General features: G+C 71.7%; 25 protein-coding genes. 7 read left to right on the top strand and 18 right to left on the bottom strand.

The window, feature by feature from the left end; translation table 11 throughout:
• Nucleotides 1-31: 31 nt before the first annotated feature.
• The 6 genes from ACZ52J_RS05905 to rfbB all read right to left on the bottom strand — a co-directional run bounded on the left by ACZ52J_RS05905 (nt 32) and on the right by rfbB (nt 5,415).
• Nucleotides 32-925, bottom strand: a complete 894-nt coding sequence (locus ACZ52J_RS05905) for a glycosyltransferase family 2 protein (protein ID WP_360494998.1) — start codon at nt 923-925, stop codon at nt 32-34.
• Nucleotides 926-932: 7 nt separating this feature from the next.
• The gene (locus ACZ52J_RS05900; RefSeq protein WP_360494995.1) at nt 933-1,712 is read right to left on the bottom strand and encodes a glycosyltransferase family 2 protein; all 780 of its coding nucleotides are present in this window, start codon (nt 1,710-1,712) and stop codon (nt 933-935) included.
• Nucleotides 1,709-2,101, bottom strand: coding sequence for a DUF2304 domain-containing protein (locus ACZ52J_RS05895; protein ID WP_360254645.1), 393 nt, complete (start codon nt 2,099-2,101; stop codon nt 1,709-1,711). Before ACZ52J_RS05895 ends, ACZ52J_RS05900 begins: the two co-directional genes overlap by 4 nt.
• 109 nt (nt 2,102-2,210) lie before the next feature.
• Nucleotides 2,211-3,530 (bottom strand): lipopolysaccharide biosynthesis protein, encoded by a 1,320-nt coding sequence (locus tag ACZ52J_RS05890; RefSeq protein ID WP_465616166.1) that lies wholly within the window; start codon nt 3,528-3,530, stop codon nt 2,211-2,213.
• Nucleotides 3,527-4,441, bottom strand: coding sequence for a dTDP-4-dehydrorhamnose reductase (gene rfbD / locus ACZ52J_RS05885; RefSeq protein WP_465616165.1), 915 nt, complete (start codon nt 4,439-4,441; stop codon nt 3,527-3,529). Before rfbD ends, ACZ52J_RS05890 begins: the two co-directional genes overlap by 4 nt.
• A complete protein-coding gene (gene rfbB / locus ACZ52J_RS05880; protein WP_360494983.1) occupies nt 4,438-5,415 on the bottom strand; it encodes a dTDP-glucose 4,6-dehydratase in 978 nt (325 codons plus the stop codon). Before rfbB ends, rfbD begins: the two co-directional genes overlap by 4 nt.
• Nucleotides 5,416-5,498: 83 nt before the next feature.
• Here rfbB and rfbA point away from each other — a divergent pair, with 83 nt between their 5' ends.
• Together rfbA and rfbC are read left to right on the top strand one after the other, a co-directional pair.
• On the top strand, nt 5,499-6,374 hold the full coding sequence (rfbA, locus tag ACZ52J_RS05875) for a glucose-1-phosphate thymidylyltransferase RfbA (RefSeq protein ID WP_360494980.1): 876 nt from the start codon (nt 5,499-5,501) through the stop codon (nt 6,372-6,374).
• The gene (gene rfbC / locus ACZ52J_RS05870; protein ID WP_465616162.1) at nt 6,371-6,976 is read left to right on the top strand and encodes a dTDP-4-dehydrorhamnose 3,5-epimerase; all 606 of its coding nucleotides are present in this window, start codon (nt 6,371-6,373) and stop codon (nt 6,974-6,976) included. Before rfbA ends, rfbC begins: the two co-directional genes overlap by 4 nt.
• 79 nt (nt 6,977-7,055) lie before the next feature.
• Here rfbC and ACZ52J_RS05865 read toward each other — a convergent pair whose 3' ends face one another.
• The gene (locus ACZ52J_RS05865) at nt 7,056-7,493 is read right to left on the bottom strand and encodes a GtrA family protein (protein WP_360494974.1); all 438 of its coding nucleotides are present in this window, start codon (nt 7,491-7,493) and stop codon (nt 7,056-7,058) included.
• A 101-nt stretch (nt 7,494-7,594) separates the two neighbouring features.
• Here ACZ52J_RS05865 and ACZ52J_RS05860 point away from each other — a divergent pair, with 101 nt between their 5' ends.
• Entirely contained in the window at nt 7,595-9,169 is a 1,575-nt protein-coding gene (locus ACZ52J_RS05860) for a DUF2142 domain-containing protein (protein WP_465616160.1), read from the top strand.
• Here ACZ52J_RS05860 and ACZ52J_RS05855 read toward each other — a convergent pair.
• The 7 genes from ACZ52J_RS05855 to ACZ52J_RS05825 all read right to left on the bottom strand — a co-directional run bounded on the left by ACZ52J_RS05855 (nt 9,156) and on the right by ACZ52J_RS05825 (nt 16,285).
• Nucleotides 9,156-9,659 (bottom strand): GtrA family protein, encoded by a 504-nt coding sequence (locus tag ACZ52J_RS05855; protein ID WP_465616158.1) that lies wholly within the window; start codon nt 9,657-9,659, stop codon nt 9,156-9,158. The genes ACZ52J_RS05860 and ACZ52J_RS05855 overlap by 14 nt on opposite strands.
• Nucleotides 9,656-10,618, bottom strand: a complete 963-nt coding sequence (locus ACZ52J_RS05850) for a glycosyltransferase family 2 protein (protein ID WP_360494965.1) — start codon at nt 10,616-10,618, stop codon at nt 9,656-9,658. Before ACZ52J_RS05850 ends, ACZ52J_RS05855 begins: the two co-directional genes overlap by 4 nt.
• A gap of 193 nt (nt 10,619-10,811) precedes the next feature.
• Nucleotides 10,812-12,005 (bottom strand): elongation factor Tu, encoded by a 1,194-nt coding sequence (tuf, locus tag ACZ52J_RS05845; protein ID WP_031063092.1) that lies wholly within the window; start codon nt 12,003-12,005, stop codon nt 10,812-10,814.
• 195 nt (nt 12,006-12,200) lie between these two features.
• Complete coding sequence (fusA, locus tag ACZ52J_RS05840) at nt 12,201-14,306, bottom strand: elongation factor G (RefSeq protein ID WP_360494962.1); 2,106 nt, start codon at nt 14,304-14,306, stop codon at nt 12,201-12,203.
• A gap of 39 nt (nt 14,307-14,345) precedes the next feature.
• The gene (rpsG, locus tag ACZ52J_RS05835; RefSeq protein WP_188306747.1) at nt 14,346-14,816 is read right to left on the bottom strand and encodes a 30S ribosomal protein S7; all 471 of its coding nucleotides are present in this window, start codon (nt 14,814-14,816) and stop codon (nt 14,346-14,348) included.
• Between the two features lie 2 nt (nt 14,817-14,818).
• Nucleotides 14,819-15,190: a 30S ribosomal protein S12 gene (rpsL, locus tag ACZ52J_RS05830; protein WP_014144289.1), complete on the bottom strand. Its 372-nt coding sequence runs from the start codon at nt 15,188-15,190 to the stop codon at nt 14,819-14,821.
• 471 nt (nt 15,191-15,661) lie between these two features.
• Nucleotides 15,662-16,285 (bottom strand): DUF1707 and DUF4190 domain-containing protein, encoded by a 624-nt coding sequence (locus ACZ52J_RS05825; protein WP_465616155.1) that lies wholly within the window; start codon nt 16,283-16,285, stop codon nt 15,662-15,664.
• Between the two features lie 258 nt (nt 16,286-16,543).
• On the opposite strand from ACZ52J_RS05825, the gene ACZ52J_RS05820 reads away from it, so the two are divergent.
• The 4 genes from ACZ52J_RS05820 to ACZ52J_RS05805 all read left to right on the top strand — a co-directional run bounded on the left by ACZ52J_RS05820 (nt 16,544) and on the right by ACZ52J_RS05805 (nt 21,624).
• Entirely contained in the window at nt 16,544-17,350 is an 807-nt protein-coding gene (locus ACZ52J_RS05820; protein WP_465616153.1) for an ABC transporter ATP-binding protein, read from the top strand.
• Nucleotides 17,347-18,972: a transporter gene (locus tag ACZ52J_RS05815; RefSeq protein WP_465616151.1), complete on the top strand. Its 1,626-nt coding sequence runs from the start codon at nt 17,347-17,349 to the stop codon at nt 18,970-18,972. The genes ACZ52J_RS05820 and ACZ52J_RS05815 overlap by 4 nt, the downstream gene beginning before the upstream one ends.
• A 167-nt stretch (nt 18,973-19,139) precedes the next feature.
• Nucleotides 19,140-20,456, top strand: a complete 1,317-nt coding sequence (locus tag ACZ52J_RS05810) for a DUF2786 domain-containing protein (RefSeq protein WP_465616149.1) — start codon at nt 19,140-19,142, stop codon at nt 20,454-20,456.
• Between the two features lie 55 nt (nt 20,457-20,511).
• Nucleotides 20,512-21,624, top strand: a complete 1,113-nt coding sequence (locus tag ACZ52J_RS05805; protein ID WP_465616147.1) for an ADP-ribosylglycohydrolase family protein — start codon at nt 20,512-20,514, stop codon at nt 21,622-21,624.
• A 40-nt stretch (nt 21,625-21,664) separates the two neighbouring features.
• Here ACZ52J_RS05805 and ACZ52J_RS05800 read toward each other — a convergent pair whose 3' ends face one another.
• From ACZ52J_RS05800 to ACZ52J_RS05785, 4 genes are all read right to left on the bottom strand, one after another.
• Nucleotides 21,665-22,984, bottom strand: coding sequence for a serpin family protein (locus tag ACZ52J_RS05800; protein ID WP_465616146.1), 1,320 nt, complete (start codon nt 22,982-22,984; stop codon nt 21,665-21,667).
• A 342-nt stretch (nt 22,985-23,326) separates the two neighbouring features.
• Nucleotides 23,327-24,325 carry an ADP-ribosylglycohydrolase family protein gene (locus ACZ52J_RS05795; protein WP_465616144.1) on the bottom strand — a complete coding sequence of 333 codons (999 nt, stop codon included), beginning with the start codon at nt 24,323-24,325 and terminating at the stop codon, nt 23,327-23,329.
• Nucleotides 24,326-24,375: 50 nt separating this feature from the next.
• The gene (locus tag ACZ52J_RS05790; protein WP_465616142.1) at nt 24,376-25,590 is read right to left on the bottom strand and encodes a cytochrome P450; all 1,215 of its coding nucleotides are present in this window, start codon (nt 25,588-25,590) and stop codon (nt 24,376-24,378) included.
• A 143-nt stretch (nt 25,591-25,733) separates the two neighbouring features.
• Nucleotides 25,734-26,474 carry an SIR2 family NAD-dependent protein deacylase gene (locus ACZ52J_RS05785; RefSeq protein WP_360494936.1) on the bottom strand — a complete coding sequence of 247 codons (741 nt, stop codon included), beginning with the start codon at nt 26,472-26,474 and terminating at the stop codon, nt 25,734-25,736.
• Nucleotides 26,475-26,505: the final 31 nt, after the last annotated feature.

Raw genomic sequence — 26,505 nt, 5'->3', positions numbered from 1 at the left:
TGGGAGGGGGTTGCTGGAGGGATCTCACGGATCAGGCCCGGCGGCCGGCCACATGGCTCAGCATCGCCCCGACGCCTCGCAGGCCCGCCTTGCGGCCGGCCGCGGGGATCATGCTGAGCGCGTGCAGCCGGGACGAGATGAAGCGGCGGGAGATGGTGGCCGCCCGGTGCCAGCCGTGGGCGTCCAGCCGGTCGGCGGTCTCGCGGAAGAAGCGCCGGGCTTCCTCGAAGCGCTTGCCCGTGAAGGCGGTGACCGAGGACTCGCTGACCGCGTGCCGCCGGTAGCTGAAGCACACCTCGGGCACGACCGCCAGCGGGACGTCCGCGAGGAGCAGGTCGACGATGATCGCGAGGTCCTGGATGACGCCCAGGTCCGCCCGGAAGCTGGTCGCCTGGATGTCCTTGGTGCGCCAGCACACGGACGGGAAGTACAGCCAGTCGCCGCGCATCAGGCTCATCGCGAGCGGCTCGCCGGACATCAGCAGCGGCCCCGGGTCCTTCGGCGCGTACAGCCGGCGCTTGACGGTGTCGGCGAGGCTGCCGACCGGGTTGCCGTCGGCGCCGATGACGAGCACGCCGGGCTGGACCATGCCCGCGTCCGGGAAGCGCTCCAGCGCGTCCCGGACCACCTTCAGGTAGTTGGGGTGCAGCAGGTCGTCGCAGCCCATGAGCACGAGGTAGTCGTACTCGGCGAGCTGGACGCAGCGGTTGAAGTTGCCGCTGACGCCCAGGTTGGTCTCGTTGCGCAGGTACCGCACCCGCGGGTCCGCGAGGGACTCGAACCAGCCGGGGACGTCCGGCTCCTTGCCGTCGTCGACGACCGTGAGGCGCCAGTCGTCACCGTCCTGGGCCAGCACGCTGCGAACGGCGTCCTGCATCAGCCGGACGTCGCCGTAGTACGGCATCAGGATCTCGAAACGGGACATCGGGTACCTAGACCTTGCCAATGAGCTCGGGCCGGCGGGCGGCGGCGCGGGTGGCGGGCTCGATGGCCTTCACGTTCGCCGGCATCCGGCGGATGAGGGCGAGCAGCAGCACCAGGCCGGCCCGGGCCAGGTAGATCGTCGCCTTGATCGGGGAGGCCGAGGGCGTGCCGGTGGTCCGCTCGCGCATCGCGACCGGGACCTGGCGGATGACGAAGCCGCAGCGGGCGGCGCCGACCATGCTCTCGATGGTGTCGCCCAGGTACTCGACCGGGTACCAGTGCGAGAAGAACTCGATCATCGGCTTGTTGCAGGCCTTGAAGCCCGAGGTGGTGTCGGTGAGCCGAGTCTTGGCGACCCGCGACAGCACCACCGAGAGCAGCTTCATCGCCCAGGAGCGCGGGCCGCGCACCCGGTACGAGCCCTCGCCGGCGAAGCGGGCGCCGATGACCAGGTCCGCCTCGCTGCGGAGCTTCTCGAGCAGCGCGGGCACGTAGGCCGGGTCGTGCTGGCCGTCCGCGTCGCACTGGATCGCCACGTCGTAGTCGTGCAGGTGCGCGTAGCGGTAGCCGAAGCGCATCGCGCCGCCGACACCGAGGTTGTACGGCAGCTGCGCGACCTTGGAGCCGTAGGCGGCGGCGACGGCGGCGGTGCTGTCCGTCGAGCCGTCGTCGACGACCAGGGTGTCGACGCCGGGGAGCTTCTGCTGGATCTCGCGGAGGATCTTCGGCAGGCCCTCGGCCTCGTTCCAGGCGGGAAGGATGATCAGTACCCGCTTGCCGTCGATCATGCCTTCACCTCGGGGTCGTTCACGTCGCTGCCCGAGCGGGCAATCGGGAAGTCGTGGTGCTCGGCGAGGTGGGCGCGCATCATCGCGACATCCTCGGCCAACGTGCGGGTCTCGGCCTCCAGCCGGCTGGTCTCCCAGCTGAGGTGCACGCAGACCAGCAGGACCAGCACGAAGCCGGCGAACAGCACGAGGCTGACCCCGGAGGCCACCCCGAGGCGCCGCGCGGTCGAGTCCAGCAGCCGTGGGAAGAAGCCCAGCGGGGCGATCACCACGCCGATGGCCAGCCAGAGGGCCGCGTACTTCTCCCGGAGCTGCTGGCGGCGCAGCAGCTCCAGAATCCACACGAGCACCAGCACGCCGGTGATCGAAGTCAGCACACTCAGCTGCACGATGGATCTCGCCTTTCACGCGTCGGTGAGGCATAGGGGTGAATGGAGCACATGCTAGGGACGCCGGTACCGCGGGGCGTCGCCGGGGGGAGCGGTGACGACATCGTGATCAGCTCGCGGAGACCGTGTCGGCGGAGACGGCGGCCTGCGAAGACCCCGTACCGGCGCCGCGCACGCTACCGTCGCCGCGCAGCGCCAGCAACATGACCGCCAGCACCACCAGCGGACCGACGGTGTACGCGGCCTCCACCCGGCTCGCCGGAGCGCCCGGCAGGCAGGTCACCAGCAGCAGCGTCACGGTGCCGAGCACCCATCCGAGCAGCTGCCGGCGGTGGTGGCCGCGGGCGATGACCGCCTGGCCGACGACCGTGGCGAGCAGGTAGGCGAGCGTGCCCACCGAGAGCCAGAGGAAGTCCACCGGGCCCAGAGCATGCCGGTCCGCGTTGAACGCGACGTGAATCACCCATGGCCCCAGGACCACGGCGGGCACCCCGCCGAGGACGCCGAGGGCGGCCACCATGCCACAGGTCTTGGTGAGGAGCTTACGGAAACCGGCCCGGTCCCCGGTGGCCACGGCCGTCGACAGCCCCGACATCAGGGAGGCCTGCAGCGCGCCGAAGACGAACAGCGGCACCCGGCTGAGCACCATCGCGCCGGTGAACGCGCCGACCAGCACGGCCTGCGAGGGCGCCAGCACCTGGATGCTGAGCACGGCGGCGTTGGCGACGAACTGCGCCAGCAGGAACGAGACGGTCAGCATGCCCAGGCCGCTGCACAGCTCCCGCCAGCCGATGGCCGGCCCGGGCAGCGCGATCCGCAGCGTCCTCGGCAGGCTCACCAGCATGGCCAGCACCGGGGAGACGGCCAGGATCAGGCTGTACGCGAGCGCCGAGTGCACGCCCGCCAGCAGCAGGCCGATCGAGAAGACGATCCGCAGGACGCCGTCCAGCCCGAGCTGGAGGCCGTACGCACCGAAGTGCCCGAGGCCGGCCAGCACCCCGCGGGTCAGGTAGCACGCGGCCGGTCCGACGAAGGCCGCGGCCAGCGCCACGACCAGGCTCCGGTCGCCGTGGAAGAACACGTCCGCGAGCTGCCGGGAGAACACCCCCAGCCCGATGAGCACCGCCAGCAGCAGCCCGCCGGTCAGCACGGCCGCCTTGCGCAGCACCGGGGCCGCGCCCTCGCCCCGGGCGGCCCGGGCGGCGATCACCCGGGTCAGCTCCTGCTCGACCGGGAAGAACAGCCCGAGCGCGAAGGACATCGCCATCGTCCACAGGACGGAGACCTCGGCGAGCGAGTCGCGGTCGAGCGCGTGCCCGGCCACCGCGAGGTGCGCGTACGAGGCCACCCCGAGGGTGACCGTCCCGACGCCGACCGCCAGCAGTCCCGGTGGCAGCGCGCGCGTCAGCCGGCCGAGCACGCCGCTCACCGCTCCGCCGCGATGCGCAGCGCCCGGAAGGCCGGACGCTCCAGGGCCTCGGCCAGCATCGCCCGCCACTCGGGCAGCGGTGCCAGTCCGGCGGCGGCCCAGCGGTCGTGGCCGAGCACGCTGAAGGCGGGGCGGACGGCCGGGCGGACGAACGCCTCCGAGGTGGTGGGGCGGATCCGCTCCGGGTCGAGCCCGCTCAGCGCGTAGGTCTCGCGGGCCAGTCCGAACCAGGTGGTCCGGCCGCTCGCGGTGCCGTGGTAGACCCCGGCGGGGGCCTGCCCGGCGAGCGCGGCCCGGCCGAGCTCGACCAGGCGGCCGGCGAGCGCGTACGACCAGGTCGGCTGGCCGTGCTGGTCGTCGACCACGTCCAGGGTGTCCCGCTGGGCGGCCAGCTTGAGCATGGTGGCCACGAAGTTCGGGCCGTGCTCGCCGTACAGCCACGCGGTGCGCACGACGTAGCCGTGCTCGGGGAGCAGTTCGGCGACGGCCCGCTCCCCCACCAGCTTGCTGCGGCCGTACGCGTTGACCGGCGTGGTCGGGGCGTCCTCCGGGCAGGGCTCGGTGGCGTCGCCCGGCAGGACGTAGTCGGTGGAGACGTGCAGCAGCCGGGCGCCGGTCTTGGCGCAGGCCGCGGCCAGGTGGCGCACGCCGGTGCCGTTGACGGCGGTGGCGGCCTCCTCCTCGGTCTCCGCACCGTCGACGTTCGTCCACGCGGCGCAGTTGACCACGATGTCGTGGCCGTCGACGGCGGCCTGCACGGCCGCGGCGTCGGTGATGTCGAGGTCCGCCCGGCGCAGCGCGGTGATCTCGGCGGTCGGGTCGGCGGCCAGCACCGACAGCAGGTCCTGCCCGAGCATCCCGGCCGCGCCGGTGACCAGCCAGCGCACCCGGCCGGTGGCGTTCACGGTCACTTCGCCAGGGCCGCCTTCTGCTTCAGGGGCTCCCACCAGGCGCGGTTCTCGCGGTACCAGGCGATGGTCGCGGCGAGGCCGTCCTCGAAGCGGACCTGCGGCTCGTAGCCGAGCTCCTCGCGGATCTTGCTGATGTCGATCGAGTAGCGCAGGTCGTGACCCTTGCGGTCCTCGACGTACTCGACGCTGTCCCAGCCGGCGCCCGCGGCCTCCAGCAGCAGGCCGGTCAGCTCCTTGTTGGTGGCCTCGGTGCCGCCGCCGATGTTGTAGACCTCACCCGCGCGACCGCCGCGCATGACCAGCTCGATGCCCCGGCAGTGGTCCGAGACGTGCAGCCAGTCGCGGACGTTGCCACCGTTCCCGTACAGCGGCACCTTCTTGCCGTCGATCAGGTTGGTGGTGAACAGCGGGATGACCTTCTCCGGGAACTGGTAGTGCCCGTAGTTGTTGGAGCAGCGGGTCACCACGACGTCCATGCCGTGGGTGCGGTGGTAGGCCAGCGCCAGCAGGTCGGAGGAGGCCTTGGAGGCCGAGTACGGGGAGTTCGGCACCAGCGGCCAGGTCTCGGTCCAGGAGCCCTCGCTGATCGAGCCGTACACCTCGTCGGTGGAGATGTGCACGAAGCGGCCGACGCCGTGCTTGCGGGCGGCGTCCAGCAGGACCTGGGTGCCCACGACGTTGGTCAGCACGAACGGGCCCGCGCCGGCGATCGACCGGTCCACGTGCGACTCGGCGGCGAAGTGCACCACCACGTCGTGGCCCGGCATGACCTGGTCGACGGCGTCCGCGTCGCAGATGTCGCCCTGGACGAAGGTGTAGCCCTGGTGGTCGGCCACCGGAGCCAGGTTCTCCAGGACGCCCGAGTAGGTGAGCTTGTCAAAGACGGTGATCCGGGCGCTCTCATCCGCTCCGAGAAGCTGACGGACGAACTCCGAACCGATGAATCCGGCGCCGCCGGTCACGAGGATGCGCATAATGCGCGTAGTCTACCGTCGCCGATCGGCCCCCTCGAACGGCCCAGGACAGGGCCCGCCCGCCTCTCACTTAAGCTGCTCGCATGCGTGGAATCCTCCTGGCCGGCGGGACCGGCTCGCGCCTGTGGCCACTGACCCGAGCGGTCTCGAAGCAGCTGCTCCCGGTCTTCGACAAGCCGATGATCTACTACCCGCTGTCCACCCTGGTGATGGCGGGCATCAGCGAGATCCTGATCATCACCACCCCGGCCGACCGCGAGCAGTTCGAACGCCTGCTGGGCGACGGCTCGCAGCTCGGCCTCAAGCTGGAGTACGCCGTCCAGGAGAAGCCCGAGGGCATCGCCCAGGCCTTCGTCCTCGGCGCGGACTTCATCGGCGACGACTCGGTCGCCCTCATCCTCGGCGACAACATCTTCCACGGCAGCGGCCTCGGGACCCGGCTGGCCGAGCACACCGACTCCCCCGGCGGCCGGGTCTTCGCCTACCCGGTGGCCGACCCGACCGCGTACGGCGTGGTCGAGTTCGACGAGCAGGGCCAGGCGATCTCCATCGAGGAGAAGCCCGAGAAGCCCAAGTCCCGGTACGCCGTCCCCGGCCTCTACTTCTACGACAACCAGGTCGTGGAGATCGCCCGCGGCCTGAAGCCCAGCGCGCGCGGCGAGCTGGAGATCACCGCGGTCAACGACGCCTATCTGCGCAAGGGTGAGCTGAACGTCACGATCCTGGATCGCGGCACCGCCTGGCTGGACACCGGCACCTTCGTCTCGATGGTGCAGGCCTCGGAGTTCGTCCGGGTCATCGAGGAGCGCCAGGGCTTCAAGATCGGCTGCATCGAGGAGGCCGTCTGGCGGGCCGGCCTGATCGGCTCCGAGCAGCTGCGCGAGCTCGCCGAGCCGCTGCTGAAGAGCGGTTACGGACAGTACCTGCTGGCCCTGCTGGACGAGGAGAACGCCCGGTGAAGTTCCGTGAACTGAGCATCGAGGGCCTGGTCGAGATCACCCCTCAGCTGCACGGCGACCCGCGCGGCATGTTCACCGAGTGGTACCGCTTCGACCGGCTGGCCGAGGTCGTCGGCCACCCGCTGCGGCTGGCCCAGGCCAACATGTCGGTCTCCTCGCGCGGTGTGGTGCGCGGCATCCACTTCGCCGACGTGCCGCCCGGCCAGGCCAAGTACGTGACCTGCGTGCGCGGCGCCGTCCTCGACGTCATCGTGGACCTGCGGGTCGGCTCGCCGACCTTCGGCCGCTGGGAGGGCGTGCGGCTCGACGACGTGGAGCGCCGCGCGGTCTACATCCCGGAGGGCCTCGGCCACGGCTTCTGCGCGCTGTCCGACGACGCCACGCTGTCGTACCTCTGCTCCGAGACGTACAACCCGACCGGCGAGCACTCGGTCCACCCGCTCGACCCCGACCTGGGCATCGAGTGGCCGGCCGAGCAGCCGCTGCTGTCGGCCCGGGACGAGGCCGCGCCGTCGCTGGCGGAGGCGATCTCCTCCGGCCTGCTGCCGACGTACGAGACCTGCAAGGCGTTCACCGAGAGCCTGCGCACCCAGGAGAACTGAGGTCCCCACAGGACCGAGGTCCCGCGAGGACGCGCGAAGGCCCGGCCGGAGGAATCCGGCCGGGCCTTCGCGCTTGCGGTCACTTGTCCCGGAACACCCAGTACTTGTAGCCGAAGTAGTTCACCACCGAGAGCAGCACCAGCGCGACGGCGCGGGCCAGCAGGTAGAACAGGCCCAGCTTCACGAGGCCGCCGACCAGCAGCACGGTGCCGACCCAGTTGCCGCCAGCCATCACCAGGTAGCGGGCGGTCTGCTTGCCGACCGGCGAGGAGCTGTCGAAGGCCCAGATCCGGTTCAGCAGGAAGTTCGTGGTGAAGCCGGCCAGCACCGCGACGAAGGTGGACGGCGCCAGCGGCAGGTCGAGCACCCCGTGCAGGAGGTACAGCAGGCCCATGTCGACCGTGGTGCTGGTGACGCCGGCGGCCAGGAACCGCACCGCGCTATGGCCCAGGAGTCCGGCGATCCGGCCCTTCACGGTGGAGCCGGACACTTCGGAGGGCGATTCCAGTTGAGTCACGGGGGAATCGTAAGTGCAACGCCCGGCGGCCACACAGCCGCCCGGGCCAGGCGAATTCGGCCACCCGTTATCTTGGTCGCGTGCCCTCATACTCCCCCGCCGTGACCTCTCCTCCCTCGCCCGCCGCGAGCAGATCCGGCGACAGCTCCAGCCGTCCGGGCCGCCTGCTGTTCCGGCGGACCTGGTGGACCGCGTTCATCGGGTTCTTCCTGGTCTGCGCGGGCTGGGCCCTCGCCTCGCCGTACGACGCGAGCCCGGACGAGCGGGAGCACATCATCCGCGCGGTCGGGGTGGCCCGGGGCGAGTTCGCGCCCAAGCCCGAGGCGGCCGGCGGCGGCATCGGCGCCTTCCAGCACGTGCCGGCCTCGATCGTCCGGGACAACTGCTGGTGGTTCGACCCCACCAAGTCGGCGGCCTGCGCCAAGGCGCCCGGCGGTGCGGACCAGCAGATCGAGCGGGTGGCCACCAGGGCCGGCCGGTACAACCCCGTCTACTACGCGCTCGTCGGCTGGCCGATGGCCCTCTGGCCGAACTGGCTGGGCCTCACCCTGGCCCGGCTGATCAGCGCGGGCCTGGTCTCGGCGCTGCTCGCCTGCGCCGCGCACAGCCTCGTCGCCTGGACCAGGCACCGGATCGCGGCGGCAGGGCTGCTGGTCGCGGTCACCCCGATCACCGCGCACCTGGCGGGCTCGATCAACCCCAACGGCATCGAGATCGCGGCCGGCGTGGCCCTGGTCGCGGCCCTCATCCCGACCATGCTGGACCCGGACCAGCCGCTGCGCCGCGCGGCCATGGTGCAGATCGGGATCGCCGGCTCGGTGCTCATGACGGTCCGCGCGCTCGGTCCGCTCTGGTGCGCGGCGGTCCTCGGGATCATGCTGATCCCGGCCAAGCGGGAACGGCTGAAGCAGCTGCTGCGCTTCCGACCGGCCTGGTGGGCGGCCGGCACGCTGTTCGCCACCGGCGCCGCGGGGGCGCTGTGGACCGTGGTCATGAAGGCCTCGGAGCTGATGCCCGTCCAGGTGCCGCCCGGCATCACGGTGCCCAAGGCGATCCGGCACGAGGTGGTCGTGCGCTGGCCCGACTACTTCACCGAAGTGATCGGCGTCCCGTCCTGGCTCGACACGCACCTGCCCGGCACCGCCTACTACCTCTGGTACCTGGCCATCGGCTGCCTGGTGCTGCCCGCGCTCGCCTTCGGCGCGTGGAGCGACCGCTGGCGGGTGCTCGCGTTCTTCCTGGCCCCGTTCGCGGTGATCACGCTCTCGGACGCGATCTCGGCGCACAAGGTCGGCTTCGTCGGCCAGGGCCGGTACCTGCTGCCCGTCGCCGTCGGGGTCCCGCTGCTCGCGGCCTTCGTCCTCGGACGGCGCGGCGTCCTCGAAGGAGCCCGGTCGGCCTCGCTGGTCCGCACGGTCGCGCTGGTGGTGCTGCCGCTGCAGCTGGCCTTCCTGGGGTACACCATGATCCGCTGGCAGGCCGGCATCGGCACCGCCGTGGACTACACGCCGCTCAACCCGCTGGCCGGCACCTGGCACCCGCCGGCGGGCTCGGTCACGGCGCTGCTGACCGCCGCGGCCGGCTGCGTGGTGCTCGGGATCTGGGCGTGGACCAGCACCGGCCGCCGGGCCGGGGCCGCCCCGGAGGAGCGGCCGGCCGCGGTCAGCGCTTCCTGAAGACCCACAGTTTGAGGAGGACGAACCGGGCCACGGTGGCGAGACCGTTCGCCACCACGAGCCCGGTCACCTCCACCACGCGGGACGCGTGCGGCACCGCCACGCCGAGCAGCGCCAGGGCACCGCTGCTGAGGCCGAGCCCGATCAGGAACGCGACCGCGCCCTGGAGCTGGTGGCGCACCGCGCTGTCCGAGCCGGTGATGCCGAAGGTGAAGCGGCGGTTGGCCGCGGTGTTGGCCACCGCGCTGACGGCCAGCGCGACCAGGTTGGCCACCTGCGACGAGGTGACCGGGCGCAGGGCGACGAACAGCGCCAGGTAGAAGAGGGTGCTCAGCACCCCGATGACCAGGAAGGACGGCAGCTGCCGCCGGACCGATCGCGGTCCGGCGGTTTTTGCGTCGGGCTCGTCCCGGTGCTCGTGCCCGCCGTGTCCGCCGTGTTCGTCGTGTCCGTCGTGTCCGTCGCGGTTCGCGGAGAGGATCTCGTTCACTCGCCCGTACCGTACCGCTCCGGCTCCTCGGCCGAGTCGTAGCCGACGAAGTAGGCGGGCCGTGCCTGGACCGCCGAGTAGATCCGGCCGACGTACTCGCCGAGCAGTCCGACGCAGACCAGCTGGACGGCACCGATGAACAGCATCCCTATGAAGAGCGAGGACCAGCCGGGCACGGTGGAGCCGACCGCGTACGCGACCGTGGTGTAGAGCGCCAGCGCGATGCAGACCAGGAAGCTGAACAGCCCGAGCCAGGTGGCCAGCCGCAGCGGGGACGCCGAGAAGTTGGTGACGCTGTCCAGCGCCAGCCGGACCATCTTGGACAGCGGGTAGTGGGTGCTGCCCGCGACCCGCTCCTCGCGTACGTAGACCACCTCGCCGCTGGGGAAGCCCAGCCACGGCACCAGCAGCCGGTAGACCGGCTGGTGCTCGGGCATCGCCTTCAGCGCGTTCACCGCGGCCCGGCTGAGCAGCCGGTAGTCGCCGGCCTGGGTGGGCATCCGCTTGCCGACCAGCTTGCGCATCAGCCAGTAGTAGGCCCCGGCGGTGTGCCGCTTGAAGAAGGTGTCGGTGCCGCGGTCGCCGCGGACGCCGTAGACGATGTCGAGGCCCTGCTCGCGGGCGAGCTCCAGCATCTCGGGGATCTTCTCCGGCGGGTCCTGCAGGTCGGCGTCGATGGAGACGACGTAGTCGCCGAAGGCGCGGTGGATGCCGGCGGTGAGGGCGGCCTGGTGCCCGGAGTTGCGGGCGAAGCGGACGATGCGGAACTCCGGCCAGTCCTGGCGGATCTTCTGCATCAGCACCGGTGTCGCGTCGGTGCTGCCGTCGTCGACCCCGACCACCTCGTAGGCCACGTCGAGCCCGTCGAGGATCGGCCGCAGCCGCTCGACGGTCAGCGGGAGCGCCTCCTGCTCGTTGTAGATCGGCATCACGACCGACAACAGCGGTGCCGTAGACATGCGTTGGTCCCACTTTCCGCGACGGCGGGGCTGGTTTGTGGCCCGACCATAACAGTCTGCGATGAGCGGCCGGTGAAAGGAGGCGCGCTCCGGTGAGGTGCCCGTGAAACGTCGAAGGGCCCCGCGCACCGTGCGGTGCGCGGGGCCCTTCGGCAGACTCAGCCTGTACGAGGCAGGCAGGTCAGAGCATCAATTACTTGATGATCTTGGTGACCTGGCCGGCGCCGACGGTGCGGCCACCCTCACGGATGGCGAACTTCAGGCCCTCCTCCATGGCGATCGGCTGGATCAGCGCGACCGTCATGGCGGTGTTGTCGCCCGGCATGACCATCTCGGTGCCCTCGGGGAGGGTCACGACGCCGGTCACGTCCGTGGTACGGAAGTAGAACTGCGGGCGGTAGTTGTTGAAGAAGGGGGTGTGACGGCCACCCTCGTCCTTCGACAGGATGTAGGACTGGGCCTCGAAGTCGGTGTGCGGCGTGACCGAACCCGGCTTGATGATGACCTGGCCGCGCTCGACGTCCTCGCGCTTGATGCCACGGAGCAGCAGACCGACGTTCTCACCGGCCTGGCCCTCGTCGAGCAGCTTGCGGAACATCTCGATGCCGGTGACCGTGGTGGTGGTCTTGGTCTCCTTGATGCCGATGATGTCGACAGTCTCGTTGACCTTGAGGATGCCACGCTCGATACGACCGGTGACGACGGTGCCACGACCGGTGATCGTGAAGACGTCCTCGATCGGCATCAGGAACGGCTGGTCCACGGCGCGGGCCGGGGTCGGGATGCTCTCGTCGACGGCGTGCATCAGGCCGAGGAGCTTCTCGCCCCACTCCTTGTCGCCCTCCAGCGCCTTCAGCGCGGAGACGCGGACGACCGGCAGGTCGTCGCCCGGGAACTCGTACTCGGAGAGGAGCTCACGGACCTCGAGCTCGACGAGCTCCAGGATCTCCTCGTCGTCCACCATGTCGGCCTTGTTCAGGGCGACGACGATGTAGGGGACGCCGACCTGGCGGGCCAGGAGGACGTGCTCCTTGGTCTGCGGCATCGGGCCGTCGGTGGCGGCGACGACGAGGATCGCACCGTCCATCTGGGCCGCACCGGTGATCATGTTCTTGATGTAGTCCGCGTGACCCGGGCAGTCGACGTGGGCGTAGTGACGCGCCTCGGTCTGGTACTCGACGTGCGCGATCGAGATGGTGATACCGCGCTGCCGCTCCTCCGGCGCCTTGTCGATCTGGTCGAACGGCGTGAAGGGGTTGATCTCCGGGTACGCGTCGTGCAGCACCTTGGTGATGGCCGCGGTAAGGGTCGTCTTACCGTGGTCAATGTGACCGATGGTGCCGATGTTGACGTGGGGCTTCGTCCGCTCGAACTTCGCCTTCGCCACTGCAGTCCTCCTGAGGACAGTTCTGTACGCCGTGCTGACGTCAGTTGGTCTTGGTCGGGATTGGGCCCGGGTGCCGTAGGCACCGCGCGCCGTCCCGCGGGGTGGGGGCCGGAGGCCCCGGGAGAATCCGTCCGGATCCTCCCGGGTCGCCTCCTAATAGCCTAAGGGGTCGGAATCATCCCGAATATCGGGATGTCACTCACCCTTGGACTTGGCGATGATCTCCTCAGCCACGGCCTTGGGGACCTCGGCGTACGAGTCGAACTGCATCGAGTAGCTCGCGCGACCAGAGGTCTTGCTGCGCAGGTCACCGACGTAGCCGAACATCTCGGAGAGGGGCACCAGCGCCGAGACGACGCGGGCACCGTGACGCTCGTCCATGGACCGGATCTGGCCACGGCGAGAGTTGATGTCACCGATCACGTCGCCCATGTAGTCCTCGGGCGTGGTGACCTCGACGGCCATCATCGGCTCGAGGATGACCGGCTTGGCCTTCCTCGCGCCTTCCTTGAAGGCCATCGAACCGGCGATCTTGAACGCCAGCTCGGAGGAGTCGACGTCGTGCGACTGACCGTCGAGCAGCTTCACGCGGACACCCTGCAGCGGGTAGCCGGCGAGAACACCGAACTCCATGGCCTCCTGGCAACCGGCGTCGACCGACGGGATGTACTCCCGCGGGACGCGGCCACCGGTGACCATGTTGACGAACTCGTAGCCCTCGGCCTTCTCGAGCGGCTCGATCGCGATCTGCACCTTGGCGAACTGACCGGAACCACCGGTCTGCTTCTTGTGGGTGTAGTCGATGCGCTCGACGGCCGCACGGATCGTCTCGCGGTACGCGACCTGCGGCTTGCCGACGTTGGCCTCGACCTTGAACTCACGCTTCATACGGTCGACCAGCACCTCGAGGTGCAGCTCGCCCATACCCGCGATGATGGTCTGGCCGGTCTCCTCGTCCGTGTTGACCTGGAAGGACGGGTCCTCCTCGGCGAGACGCTGGATGGCAACACCCAGCTTCTCCTGGTCACCCTTGGACTTGGGCTCGATGGCGACGCGGATAACCGGGGCCGGGAAGTCCATGGACTCCAGGATGACCGGGTTCTTCTCGTCGGCCAGCGTCTCACCGGTGGTGGTCTGCTTCAGGCCCATGACGGCGACGATGTCGCCGGCGCCCACCGACTCGATCTCCTCACGCTTGTTGGCGTGCATGCGGTAGATCTTGCCGATGCGCTCCTTCTTGCCCTTCACGGCGTTCAGCACCGAGGTGCCGGACTCCAGGCGGCCGGAGTAGATCCGGACGAAGGTGAGCTTGCCCAGGTGCGGGTCGGACATGATCTTGAACGCCAGCGCGGCCAGCGGCTCGTCGTCCGAAGCCTTGCGGGAGATCTTGGTCTCCGGGTCGTTCGGCTTCGTGCCCTCGATGGACTCGATGTCCAGCGGCGACGGCAGGTACTTGACGACGGCGTCGAGCAGGGGCTGAACACCCTTGTTCTTGAACGCGGTGCCACAGAAGATCGGCGTGAAGGCCGACTCGAGGGTGCCCTTGCGGATCGCCTCGTAGAGGAGCTCCTCGGGGACGTCCTCGCCCTCCATGGCGAGCATCATCACGTCATCGCTGACGTTCGACACCTCGTCCAGGAGCATCTCGCGGTACTCGTTCGCCTGGTCCACCAGGTCGGCCGGGATGTCGACGACGTCGTACATCTCGCCCTTGGCGGCCTCGGCGGACCAGACCAGCGCCTTCATGCGGACCAGGTCGACAACGCCCTGGAAGTCCGACTCGGCACCGATCGGGAGCTGCATGACCAGCGGGGTCGCGCCGAGGCGGTCCACGATGGTCTTGACGCAGAAGAAGAAGTTCGCGCCCGTGCGGTCCAGCTTGTTGATGAAGCAGATGCGCGGAACGCCGTAGCGGTCAGCCTGCCGCCACACGGTCTCGGACTGGGGCTCGACACCGGCAACACCGTCGAACACCGTCACGGCACCGTCGAGGACGCGCAGCGAACGCTCCACCTCGACGGTGAAGTCGACGTGACCCGGGGTGTCGATGATGTTGATGGTGTGATCGGCATCGTCGACGGTCCAGTGACAGGTCGTCGCGGCCGACGTGATCGTGATGCCGCGCTCCTGCTCCTGCTCCATCCAGTCCATGGTGGCAGCGCCATCGTGGACCTCACCGATCTTGTACGACACACCGGTGTAGAACAGGATCCGCTCGGTGGTGGTGGTCTTGCCCGCGTCGATGTGCGCCATGATCCCGATGTTGCGGACCTTGGCGAGGTCAAGGGAGGTTGCAGCCATGGTGGCTCGTTCTCTCTCTGTCTAGTGACGGGGTAGGGACTACCAGCGGTAGTGCGCGAAGGCCTTGTTGGACTCGGCCATCTTGTGGGTGTCCTCGCGACGCTTCACGGAAGCGCCCAGACCGTTGCTGGCGTCGAGGATCTCGTTCATCAGACGCTCGGTCATGGTCTTCTCGCGACGGGCGCGGGAGTAACCGACCATCCAGCGCAGCGCCAGGGTGCTGGCGCGGCCCGGGCGGACCTCGACCGGAACCTGGTAGGTCGCGCCACCGACACGGCGGGACTTGACCTCGAGGGCCGGCTTCACGTTCTCCAGCGCGCGCTTCAGCGCGACGACCGGGTCGGCGCCGGTCTTCTCACGAACGCCCTCGAGGGCGCCGTAGACGATCCGCTCGGCGGTGGAGCGCTTGCCGTGCAGCAGGATCTTGTTGACCAGCTGGGTGACGACCGGGGAGCCGTAAACCGGGTCGATGATGACCGGGCGCTTCGGGGCGGGGCCCTTACGAGGCATTCTTACTTCTCCTTCTTGGCGCCGTAGCGGCTGCGAGCCTGCTTGCGGTTCTTGACACCCTGGGTGTCAAGCGAACCGCGGATGATCTTGTAGCGGACACCAGGAAGGTCCTTCACACGACCACCGCGCACCAGCACGATGGAGTGCTCCTGCAGGTTGTGGCCCTCGCCCGGAATGTAAGCGGTGACCTCGATCCCGCTGGTGAGGCGCACACGGGCGACCTTACGAAGCGCCGAGTTCGGCTTCTTCGGGGTGGTCGTGTACACACGCGTGCAGACCCCACGGCGCTGCGGGGAACCCTTCAGCGCGGGAGTCTTGTTCTTCTCGACCTTGTCCTGCCGGCCCTTTCGGACCAGCTGCTGGATCGTAGGCACCGTTTCTCCGTTTTCTGTGTGCCAAGGCTTGGTGGAACTAACCTGCGGTGTCTCCCTCGCACACAACCCCGTGGTCGACCCACGCGGTCGGGTGTGTTGGGCTTTTCCGACACGGAATCCCATGGCTGATGTACAGCGACGGCGCTCTACGCGCGGGGCGCTGTAAGACGCTCCGGCTCGGCGCGGCGACCGGTGTGCATGCACGCACAAGGACCCGGGGACACCCCAGGCACAAGGTCAGAGCGTACCTAGCGCATGGGGCTCGGTCAAAACAAATGCAACGCCGCAGGTCGCCGCCTTCGGCCGAGCGTCACGCGGGTGTCCCGCACGTGACCGCCCGGTGTCGGGCCACCTCCACCCGCTCTACCACAGTCGTCCGCTATGTGCCACCCACGCGCCGACGGAGCGCAGCGACGGAGAGCCACGTGACGGAGCGCAGCGCCACCACGCCGCCGCACCGGTCGGCCGACCCTAGGCGATGCCGGCGAGGACCAGCAGGGCCCAGAACGCGGTGCCCATGTAGCCGAGGACCAGGCCGAGGACGGCCGCCCAGTCACCGTCCATGTTGCGGTCGCGGATCTGGGACCGGGCGATGTGGCCGGTGATCACCGCGGGCAGCACCGGCAGCGCCAGAAAGCCGGTCAGGCCGCACACCAGGGACACCACCGCCAGCACGTTGGTGGGGCGGGCCTGCGGGGGCGGGGGCGGGGCGGGCAGGAATGTGGCCGGAACCGGTGTGGCGACCGTGGCCGGCGTCACCATCGGGCCGGCCGGCAGGTCGGCCACCAGCGCGGCCAGCTGGCCGTAGGTCTGCGCCGCGACCACGGCCTCGTGGCGCTGCTCGTACTCCTCGACGGAGAGCCGGCCCTCGGCGAACGCGGCCTTCAGCACGTCGACCGTCCGGTCGCGGTCCGCGTGGCCCGCCCGCATCGCGGCCTGCGGGGACGGCGCCTGCGGGGACGGGGCCTGCTGCCAGCCAACGACCGGCCGGTGGCCGTAGCCCTGCCCGTGGCCGTAGCCCTGCCCGTAGCCCTGCTGGCGGCCCTGGCCGTGCTTGTGGCCGGGACCGGGTTCGCCCCACGGTTGAACGGACATCCGCCACCTCCCGGTACCGCGGCACCCCCGCGCACCCTCACTGGTCCTCATAGTGCAGGACGAACAGGGGAACTGAGTAGTTGCCGATTCGGCCCAGTAGACGTCGGGAATGGGATTCAGGGCGGCGCGGCTCACCTGTTCGGCGGACACGCTCAGGGAATCCTCAACTCGGGCGACAGCCCGTTCGGGCAGTGCCAGGCTGAACCCCGGGAGTCCGGCCACCACGAACTCCGGCCACCACGAGCAGAGAAGGCCGCCATGCAGGCGTCATCACCGCCCTCCTCCGACCACCCCGAACCGGGCACCCCGTCCGCCGTCAGCATCCGAGGGCTGTGGAAGCACTTCGGCACCCAGGCCGCCGTGGCCGGGCTGAGCCTGGAACTGCCGGCGGGCTCGTTCATCGGCTTGGTCGGCCCGAACGGCGCCGGCAAGACCACCACGCTGTCGATGGTCACCGGACTGCTGCGGCCCGACCAGGGCACCGTCCTGGTGCACGGCACCGACGTGTGGGCGGACCCGGTCACGGTCAAGGCGCGGATCGGCATCCTGCCCGAGGGCCTGCGGATGTTCGAGCGGCTCAGCGGACGCGAACTGCTGCAGTACACCGGGCGGCTGCGCGGCCTGCCCGGCGCCGAGGTGGACCGCCGCGCCGAGGACCTGCTGACCGTCCTGGACCTCGGCCGGGACGCCGACAAGCTGGTCGCCGACTACTCCACCGGCATGCGCAAGAAGATCGGCCTGGCCGCCGCGCTGCTGCACAACCCCGACGTGCTGTTCCTGGACGAGCCCTTCGAGGGCGTCGACCCGGTCTCCGCCCAGACCATCCGCGGCGTGCTCAAGCGGTACGCGGCGGCCGGTTCCACGGTCGTCTTCTCCAGCCACGTGATGGAGCTGGTCGAGCAGCTCTGCGACTGGGTCGCGGTGGTCAACGCGGGCCGGGTGATCGCCCAGGGCCCGCTGGACTCGGTGCGGGGCGGGCGCAGCCTGCACGAGGCCTTCCTCGACCTGATCGGCGTCCGCGAGGACGACGGGCAGGCGCTCGGCTGGCTCGGGGGCACCCAGTGAGCACCGCCGCCGTCCGCACCCCCGTCCCCGACGGGCGGACGGTGGTCCGCGCCCTGGTCGCGCTCAAGCTGCGGCTGCTGCGCAACGGGCTGCGGCGCAGCCCCGGCCGAACCGCCGTCTTCGTGATCGGCGGCGTCGTGGGCCTGGCCTTCGCGGGTGGCATCGCCGTCGCCCTGGCCGCGCTGAACGGGCGCTTCGCGGGCTCCGGGGACGCCGGCGTGATGCTGCTCGGCGTGCTGACCCTGGGCTGGGCCGCGCTGCCGCTCTTCCTGTTCTCCAGCGACGAGAGCGCCGACCCGACCCGGCTCACCATGCTGCCGCTGCGGCCCGGCCCGCTGCTGCGCGGCTCGCTGCTGGCCGCGCTGATCGGGCCCGGGCCGCTGATCAACCTGGTGCTGGTGACCGGCGCGGTACTGGCCGGCGCCGGCGGCGGGGCCTCGGCCGCGGTCGCCGTGGTCGGCGTGCCGCTCGCGGTGCTCTGCCTGGTCACGCTCTCCCGGGCGGTCGCGGCCGGCAACGCCCGGATGCTCTCCAGCCGTCGCGGCAAGGACTTCGCGATCTTCGGCGGGCTGGCCTTCGCGCTCCTGATCCAGGCCGCCAACGTCGGTTCGCAGAGCGTCTTCGGTCGCCCCGGCGACGACCTCGACCTCGGTCCGCTGAAGCCGATCGCCTCCGTGCTGCGCTGGATCCCGCCGATCAGCGCCGCCGACGCGCCGCGCACCGCCGCCGAGGGCCGGTACGGGCTCGCGCTGCTGCAGCTCGCCGCGGCCGGCGTGCTGCTGGCGCTGCTGCTGCGTTGGTGGCGCGGCAGCCTGCAGGAACTCATGGTCACCGCCGACTCCTCCACCCTGGAGGTGGCGCGCGGGGTGCAGCGCTCGCGCGGCTGGGGCTTCCTGCCCCAGGGCCGGGCCGGCGCGGTGATGCAGCGCCACCTGCGGTACGCCTGGCGCGAACCGCGGGCCAAGGCCGCGCTGTTCACCAGCATCGGCATGACGGTGGTGATCTGCGTGCTGTCGATGGTCCAGGGCTGGGCGAGCGTGTACCTGCTCGCGATGACCGGGATGTTCCTCGGACTGCAGATGCTCAACCTGTTCGGCATGGACGGCTCGGCGTTCTGGATGGTCGCCGCCACCCTGCGCACCCCGGCCGACGCCCGCGACGAGCTGCGCGGCCGGGCGTACGCGGTGCTGTCCTACGCGATCCCGGTGACGGGGGTGCTCGGGCTGGCACTGGCGGGCGTCACCGGCACGTGGGCGGACCTGCCGGCCGCGCTCGGCCTGGCCTTCGCACTGCTCGGCTGCGGGGTGGCGCTCGGCGCGATGTTCAGCGTGCTGGTGCCGTACGCCATGCCCGCCGACAACAACCCGATGCGCAATGCCGCCCCCGGCCAGAGCGGGCTGGTCATGCTCAACTCGTTCGGCTCGATGTTCGGCGTCGCACTGCTCGCCCTGCCGGTCGGCGGCTACCTCGGCTGGGCGCTGACCTCGGACGGGCCGAGCTGGCCGGTCCTGCTGATCGGCCCGCTGTACGGCGCCCTGGTCGCCGTCCTCGGCGTACGGATGGCGGCCACCCGGCTGCTGGAGCGCATCCCGGAGATCCTGGCCAAGGCCGTCCAGCGCTGAGCCGAACCGTTTCCTCCGGCGCCCGGTCCCGTCCTGGGGCCGGGCGCCGCTGCCTGCTCCCCCGCCCCTCCCCGCCGTCCTCCGCAGTCGTCCGTCCCGGTCGTCGGTGCGGGCTCCGGCATCATGGGCAGGAGGAACAGGGCCGTCGAGGAGAGCAGGGACACACCGTGGGCAAGGGCGCGCAGCAGGGCGGAGACGCCGGGCCGCTACTGGAGCAGGCGGTGCGGGCGGTGCTGACGGCCCCCGAGGAGCGGCTGGACCTCGCGCTGGACACCGGGGCGTCGCTGCTGGCCGCCTCGGCCGGGCAGTGGCCGGCGGTCAGCCGGGCCCTGCTGGGGTACGCGGACACCGCCGTCGGCCGCTGCTGGTCCGCCGGGTGGCGCCCGGCCGACCTGGCGCGGGTGGTGCGGCGCGGGCTGAAGCCCGTCCACCTGGCCCTCGCGGTGGACCTGATCGCCGCCGAGGACCGCCGCCACCCCGCGGCGGCGCTCGACCGGCGCTGGCAGGAGCAGCTGCGCGAGCTGGAGGTCGAGGCCTGGTGGTCCGGCGACGAGCAGTACCTGGGGGCGTTCGCCCAGCGGCACCGGCTGGACCGCTTCGCGCTCGCCACCGCCGTCCTGGAGCTGCTGCGCACCTGGGGCCGGCTGCCGCCGATCGCCCCGGTGGGACCGGCTCCCGGGCAGACGGTGCGGCCGCAGCACGTCGGGTCGCGGCAGTCGGGGCCGCGGCACTCGGGGTCGGAGCGTCCCGGTTCCTTGGCCGGCGAGCCGCGGATGCTGGCCCGGATCCGGGCGCTGCTGGCCAAGGCCGAGTCCACCGAGTACCCGGAGGAGGCCGAGGCGCTGACCGCCAAGGCCCAGCAGCTGATGGCCCAGCACAGCATCGACGAGGCGCTGCTGGCGGCCGCCGGTGCGGACCGGGACGCCCCGGCGGCGCTGCGGATCGGGGTGGACAACCCGTACGAGGGCCCCAAGACGATGCTGCTGGACGCGGTCGCGGTGGCCAACCGGTGCCGGGTGGTGTGGGCGAAGGAGTTCGGCTTCTGCACCGTGGTCGGCTTCGACGGCGACCTGGACGGCGTCGAGCTGCTCTACACCTCGCTGCTGGTGCAGGCCACCCACGCGCTCAACAAGGCGGGCTCCCGCCGGGACTCGCGCAGCAAGGCGTTCCGGCACTCCTTCCTGGTCGCGTACGCGGCGCGGATCCGCGAGCGGCTGACCGCCGCCACCGAGCGGACCACCAGCGCCGCCGCGGCCGGCCGGCACCTGCGCGAGGACGGCACCGAGGAGCAGCTGCTGCCGGACGAGCGGCTGCTGCCCGCGCTCGCCGCCCGCTCGGAGGCGGTGGACGAGGAGATCGGCCGACTGTTCCCGAAGCTGGTCTCGCAGCGGGTCCGGGTCAGCGACGGCAAGGGCTGGGCGGCCGGACGGGCCGCCGCCGACCGGGCCGCGCTGCACGGGCGCGCCGGGGAGATCCGTCGGTAGCACCGCACCGAGACCTGGTAGAACGTATTCCGCCACGAACGAAGGGGGATTCGACGTGACGGAGCCGGCTGCCGAGTCGGGGTATCGGGACCGGGTGCGCGGAGCGCTGCTCGGCGGGGCCATCGGCGATGCGTTGGGCTGGCCGGTGGAGTTCCAGCAGCTCCACCAGATCCAGGGCCACTACGGGCCGGCGGGCGTGACCTCCCTGCCGGGCGGTCCCGGGCCGGTCGAGGTCACCGACGACACCCAGATGACGCTGTTCACCGCCGAGGGCCTGATCCGCGGTTTCGTCCGCGGCTGGACGGGCGGCGGAGGCTCGGTGCCGGAGGCCGTCCACGGCGCCTACCGGCGCTGGCTGCTGACGCAGTACCAGCCCGCGCCGGACACCGTGCCGCAGCCCCGCCCGTACGACGGCTGGCTGCTGCGGCAGCCCTTCCTGTACGCGCGGCGGGCGCCGGGCAACGCCTGTCTGAGCGGGGTGTCCGAGCACCCGGTGTTCGAGGCACCGTCCGTGATCGGGCGGCCGGGGCCGATCAACCCGGGTTCCAAGGGCTGCGGCACGGTGATGCGCTCGGCGCCGTTCGGGCTGGCCCGGCTGGGCGTCGAGCAGTCCTTCGGGCTGGCCGTGCAGTGCGCCCAGCTCACCCACGGGCACCCGACCGGCTACCTCGCGGCGGGCGCCTTCGCGGCGCTGATCGAGCGGCTCGCGAACGGGACGGAGCCGTGGGCGGCGGTCGGCGAGACCGTGGAGCAGATCCGCGAGCTGCCGGGCTCCAAGGAGACCGTCCAGGCGCTGGCCCGGGCGGTGCGGGTCGCCCAGGAGTCCGAGCCCGCGGCGGAGGCGGTGGAGCGGGTCGGGCTCGGCTGGATCGCCGAGGAGTGCCTGGCCATCGCGGTGTACTCGCTGCTGGCGGCCACCCTCGACCCCGACCCGGTGCGCACCGCGCTGCTGCTGTCGGTGAACCACTCCGGGGACAGCGACTCGACCGGCGCGGTCTGCGGCAACCTGGTCGGGGCCGCGTACGGCGCCTCGGCACTGCCCGCCGAGTGGGCCGGGGCGGTGGAGGGGCGGGCCGAGCTGCGGCAGGTCGCGGACGACCTGCTGGTGCTGTTCGGCAGCCGCGACCCGCTCCACCCGGGGCTCGGCGGGCGCTACCCGGCCTGGTAGGGGCGCCTCCCTGGCGGGTTCCCTCCCCGGTACGGGTCCCTCAGCGTGCCTGCGGATCGGTGACCTGGCCGAGGAACAGCGGCCGCCCGCCCTGGGTGTCCCGGATCAGGAACAGGAACGGCCGGTCGATGTGCAGTTGGACGGGCTGGTCCGGGGCCGGCGCGGCCGCTCCGGCGATCCCGACGCCGCTGCCGGCCGCCGCGACCGTGCCGTCCTCGTCGACCTCGACGGTGGCCTTCTGCACCACCGTGCTGACGGCGAGCGGATCCTTGGCGATGCCGCTGAGGTCGGCCCCGTCGAAGAGCGACTTCACGCCGAGCGAGCGCAGCGCGGAGGTGAGCTCGTTGGACGTGTCGAAGTGGAAGCGCGGAAGCTGCAGGTCGACGTGCCGCTCGGCGAGGGCACCGAGGATCCGGTCGAGCTGGGGCTGGTCCAGGCCCTTGGTGAAGGCCGCGAAGCCGCCCTGCGCGGGGACGATCAGGTCCATCGCCAACCCGCCGCCCGCGTACGGGAGTTCGACGGCCTGCCAGGGCTCGCCGACGATCCCGCCGGAGCCGTCGGCGTACTTGAACCCGCCGGTCTGACTCATCGAGGGGACGGCCGGGGCGGAACCGTCGAGCTTGTGGAACGGGCGGTCGGCGGTCTGCGAGGGCTTGAACGCGGAGGCCCACTTGGCCTTGAGGTAGAGCGCGTCGGTGAGCACCAGCCGGGTGTCCGCGGTGATCGCGTTCGGGGCGAAGAGGTCCTTGATCCGGCCCTCGGTGGCCTTCTCCACGGCCGCGTTGACGGCCTTGCGGGAGCCCTCCGGATCCTTGGCGAAGTCGGCGGGGTGCACGCCGGCGTCGAACGCGGCGGCGAGGGTGGCCAGGTAGTCCGGTGAGACGGCGAGGCCCCGCTGGGCCCAGAGGTCGTCGCTCTGGCGCAGGGTGAGCCCGTTGCCGGAGGGTGCCTGGCGGTTCAGCGCACCGATGGCGAGGGCGTACTGCTGCGGGGTGAGCTCGGTGTGCAGGGCCTTGGCGAGTTCGTCGGCGGTGGTGCCCCGGGTGCCGGGCAGCAGCATGGCGAGCACGGTGGCCAGGCCGGACGGGGAGACCACGAGGTTGCGGCCGGCGTCGTCGGGCCGCGTGGTGAGGGTGTGCAGGAGATCGAGGCCGAAGGCGTCGGTGGCGGTCGCGGTCGCGGTCAGCTGGGCCGGGTCGACCGGGGGCCGGCTGGCGGGCGCCGAGGCCCTGAGCTCCGCGGGCGCGGCCGCCCCGCTGCTGCCACAGCCGGCGAGCAGCGGTGCGGCGAGCGCGGCGGCGAGGAGCAGCGCCGCCGGGCGGCGCGGTGGACGACGGGTTCCGGTGCTGCGGTTCGTCATGGCCCTTCGACGCGCCGCCCCGCCGACCGGTTCCGCTCGCCCCGCCGAGCGGCCCTGCGCGAACGCCGCCGCCCGGCCCTGGATGGACCCCGCCGAGCGGCCCTGCGCGAACGCCGCCGCCCGGCCCTGGATGGACCCCGCCGAGCAGCCCTGGGTGGACCCGCCGCCCGGCCCTGGGTGGACCCCGCCGAGCAGCCCTGGGTGGACCCGCCGCCCGGCCCTGGGTGGACCCGCCGCCCGGCCCTGGGTGGACCCCGCCGAGCAGCCCTGGGTGGACCCGCCGCCCGGCCCTGGGTGGACCCCGCCGAGCGGCCCTGGGTGGACCCCGCCGCCCGGCTCCGCTCAGTCCCAGAGCGCGCCGAGCTCCAGCAGTTCGTCCCGGTGCTCGATCCGCTCCACCCACTCGGCCGGCCAGGCCGTCTCGCCGTGGTGGGCGCCCGCGAAGGCGCCGGTCAGGCAGGCGAGGGAGTCGGAGTCGCCGCTGGAGTAGGCGGCCCGGCGGACGGCGGCCACGGGGTCGTCCGGCAGCAGCAGGAAGCAGAGCAGGCCGGTGCCGAAGGCCTCCTCGGCGACCCAGCCCTCGCCGGTGGCCAGGCAGGGGTCGGCCTCCGGGTCGGGGGCGGCGAGCGCGGCCTCCAGCTGGTCGAGGACGGCGAGGCAGTCGTCCCAGCCGCGGGCGATGACGGCCTGCGGCGAGGCGCCGTACCAGAGCGCGGCAAGGTCGCCGAGCCAGAACTCGTCGTACCGCTCCCGGCTCGCCAGCGCGTACGCCCGCAGCGCCGCGGGCAGGCCGGCCGGCGGCACGCCCTCGGCGAGCTTGCGGACGGCGTACGCGGTGAGGTCACTGGCGGCGAGCGCGGTGGGGTGGCCGTGGGTGAGCGCGGACTGCAGCTGGGCGGCGCCGGAGAGCTGCCGGGCGTCCAGCTCGCGGATCAGCCCGATCGGGGCGACCCGCATGTTGGCGCCGCAGCCCTTGGAGCCGACGTCGCTCGCCTGCTGCCAGCGGTACTCGGCGTGGCTGAGCCGCTCGCAGGAGCGCAGGCAGGTCATGCCCGGGGCGCGGTTGTTCTCCGGGGAGCGCCACCAGTCGACGAACTCCTCGCGAACCGGCCGTTCCAGCCGTAGGGGCGTGAGGGGCCCGCGCGCCAGGGCGGTGCGCAGGCCGCGGCCGAGGGCGAGCGTCATCTGGGTGTCGTCGGTGACCAAGGCCTTGTCGGGCAGCGGGAGTTGCCGCCAGTCCGGATGGTCGGCGGCGATCGCCTCGACGGTCTTGAACTCCGTCACCCGGCCGATCGCGTCGCCGATCGCCAGCCCCAGCAGCGCCCCCGTCGCCTTGCCCACGGCCGCTCCCCCCTCTTCTCCGTCTGTCTGTCCGTCTGCCCGGCTGTCCGTCAGACCTCGACCAGTAGTTCCCTGAGCCCCCGGATCACGTACCCCGGGTTCCACTCGGGCTCGCGGACCAGCCGCAGGCCCGGGGCCCGGCGCAGCAGGGTGCCGTAGGACTCGGTGAGCTCCAGTCTGGCAAGCGGGGCGCCGAGACAGAAGTGGATTCCGGCACCGAAGGTGATGTGCGGGTTGTCGGCGCGGCCGAGGTCGAGCCGGTCGGGGTCGGCGAAGCGCTCGGGGTCGCGGTTGGCGGAGCCGAAGAGCAGGGCGACCTCGGAGCCGCGCGGGATGGTGACGCCGCGGACCTCGATGTCCTCCAGGACCCAGCGCTCGAACATCTGCAGCGGGGTGTCCCAGCGCATCAGTTCCTCGATCGCGGTGGGCAGCAGCTCGTCCACCGCGCCGCGTAGCCGGGCGAGCTCCTCGGGGTGGCGGAAGAGCGCCCACCAGCCGTTGCCGGTGGTGTTGACGGTCGCCTCGTGGCCGGCGTTGAGCAGCAGCACGCAGGTGGAGATCATCTCCTGCTCGCTCAGCGCGTCGGAGCCCTCCTGGGCCTGGATGAGCGCGCTGATCAGGTCCTCGCCCGGGTTCACCCGGCGTTCGCGGATCAGGGCGCGCAGGTAGTCGGAGAACTCGATGCTCGCGGTGACGGCCCGGCGGGCGGCCTCCTCGGTCGGGTTGAGCTCGAACATCCCGGTGATGTCGGCGGACCACGGCCGCAGCAGGTGCCGGTCGCCCGCCGGGACGCCGAGCATCTCGGCGATCACGGCGACCGGCAGCGGCTCGGCGACGGTGGCGATCAGGTCGCCGCCGCCGGCCGCGAGCAGGTCGTCGACGAGCTCGCCGGCCAGGCGCCGGACGGTCGGGCGCAGGCCCTCGACCATGCGCGGGGTGAAGGCCTTGGAGACGAGCCGGCGGATCCGGGTGTGGTCCGGCGCCTCCAGGTCGAGCAGCCCGTGGTCGTTCAGGGTGTGGAAGGGCTCGTGCGCCGGGTCGGGCCCGGGGCGGCCGAACTCCGCGTGGCTGAAGCGGTGGGTGTAGGTGCGGCCGAGCCGTCGGTCGCGCAGCAGCGCGCTGACGTCCTCGTGGCGCGCGACGAGCCACTGGTTCGTCGGCTCGAAGTACGTCACCGGCGCGTGGTCGCGCAGTTCGGCGTACGCGTCGTACGGGTGGGCCACGAACGCCGCCGACCAGGGGTCGAACTTCGCCGTCGTCGTCATCGGTCGATCACTCCAGGCCGTGAGGGGAAGCCGGAAGGATCATCGTACGCACGCGGTACGTCCGATTTAAGACCCTTCCGGCTTCAGACCCTTCCGCCTTGAGACCCTTCCGCCTTCAGGCCCTTCGGGCTGCCCGCCACCCCTCACGCCCGCTCACTCACCAGCCGCCGCACCAGCTCGGGCAGCGCCTCCGAGATCGGCTCCCGGATCACCTCGTCCGCCGCCTCGTCGTACGGCGTGGGCTCGCCGTTCACGATGATCAGCTTCGCCCCGGCCTCCACCGCGCTGTACGGCAGCGCCGCCACCGGGAACACCTGCAGGCTGGTGCCGACCGCGATGAAGACGTCGCAGCCGCGGGCGATCGACTCGGCCTGGCCGAGCACCTCCGGGTCCAGGTTCTCGCCGAACATCACCGTGCGCGGCTTGAGGATCCCCCCGCACTCCCGGCAGGCCGGGTCCGGCTCGCCTGCCTCGACCCGCGCCAGCGCGTCGGCCATCGGCGCGACCACCCGGCAGCGCAGGCACTGCGTCTCCCGTGCGGTGCCGTGCAGTTCGAGCACCTTGCGGGCGGGCAGCCCGGCCGCCTGGTGCAGCCCGTCCACGTTCTGGGTGAGCACCCGCAGCGGCAGCCCGGAGCGCTCCAGGTCGACCAGCGCCCGGTGCCCGGCGTTCGGCTCGGCGGCCAGCGCGCCCGTCTCCAGCCGCAGCAGCCAGGACCGCCGCCGGACCTCCGGGTCGTCCCGGTACGGCCCGATGGTGACCAGCTCCTGCGCCGCCGGGTCCTTCTGCCACAGGCCCTGCGGGCCGCGGTAGTCGGGGATGCCGGAGTCGGTCGAGATGCCCGCGCCGGTGAGCACGGCGATCAGGGGGCGCTTCGCGTTCATGGACCGGACGGTACGGCCACCGGCCCGGGCA

Source organism: Kitasatospora sp. NPDC034035, from assembly GCF_055575755.1.
Note: the sequence above shows the minus strand (reverse complement) of the source record. Positions and strands in the feature narration are given on the sequence as shown.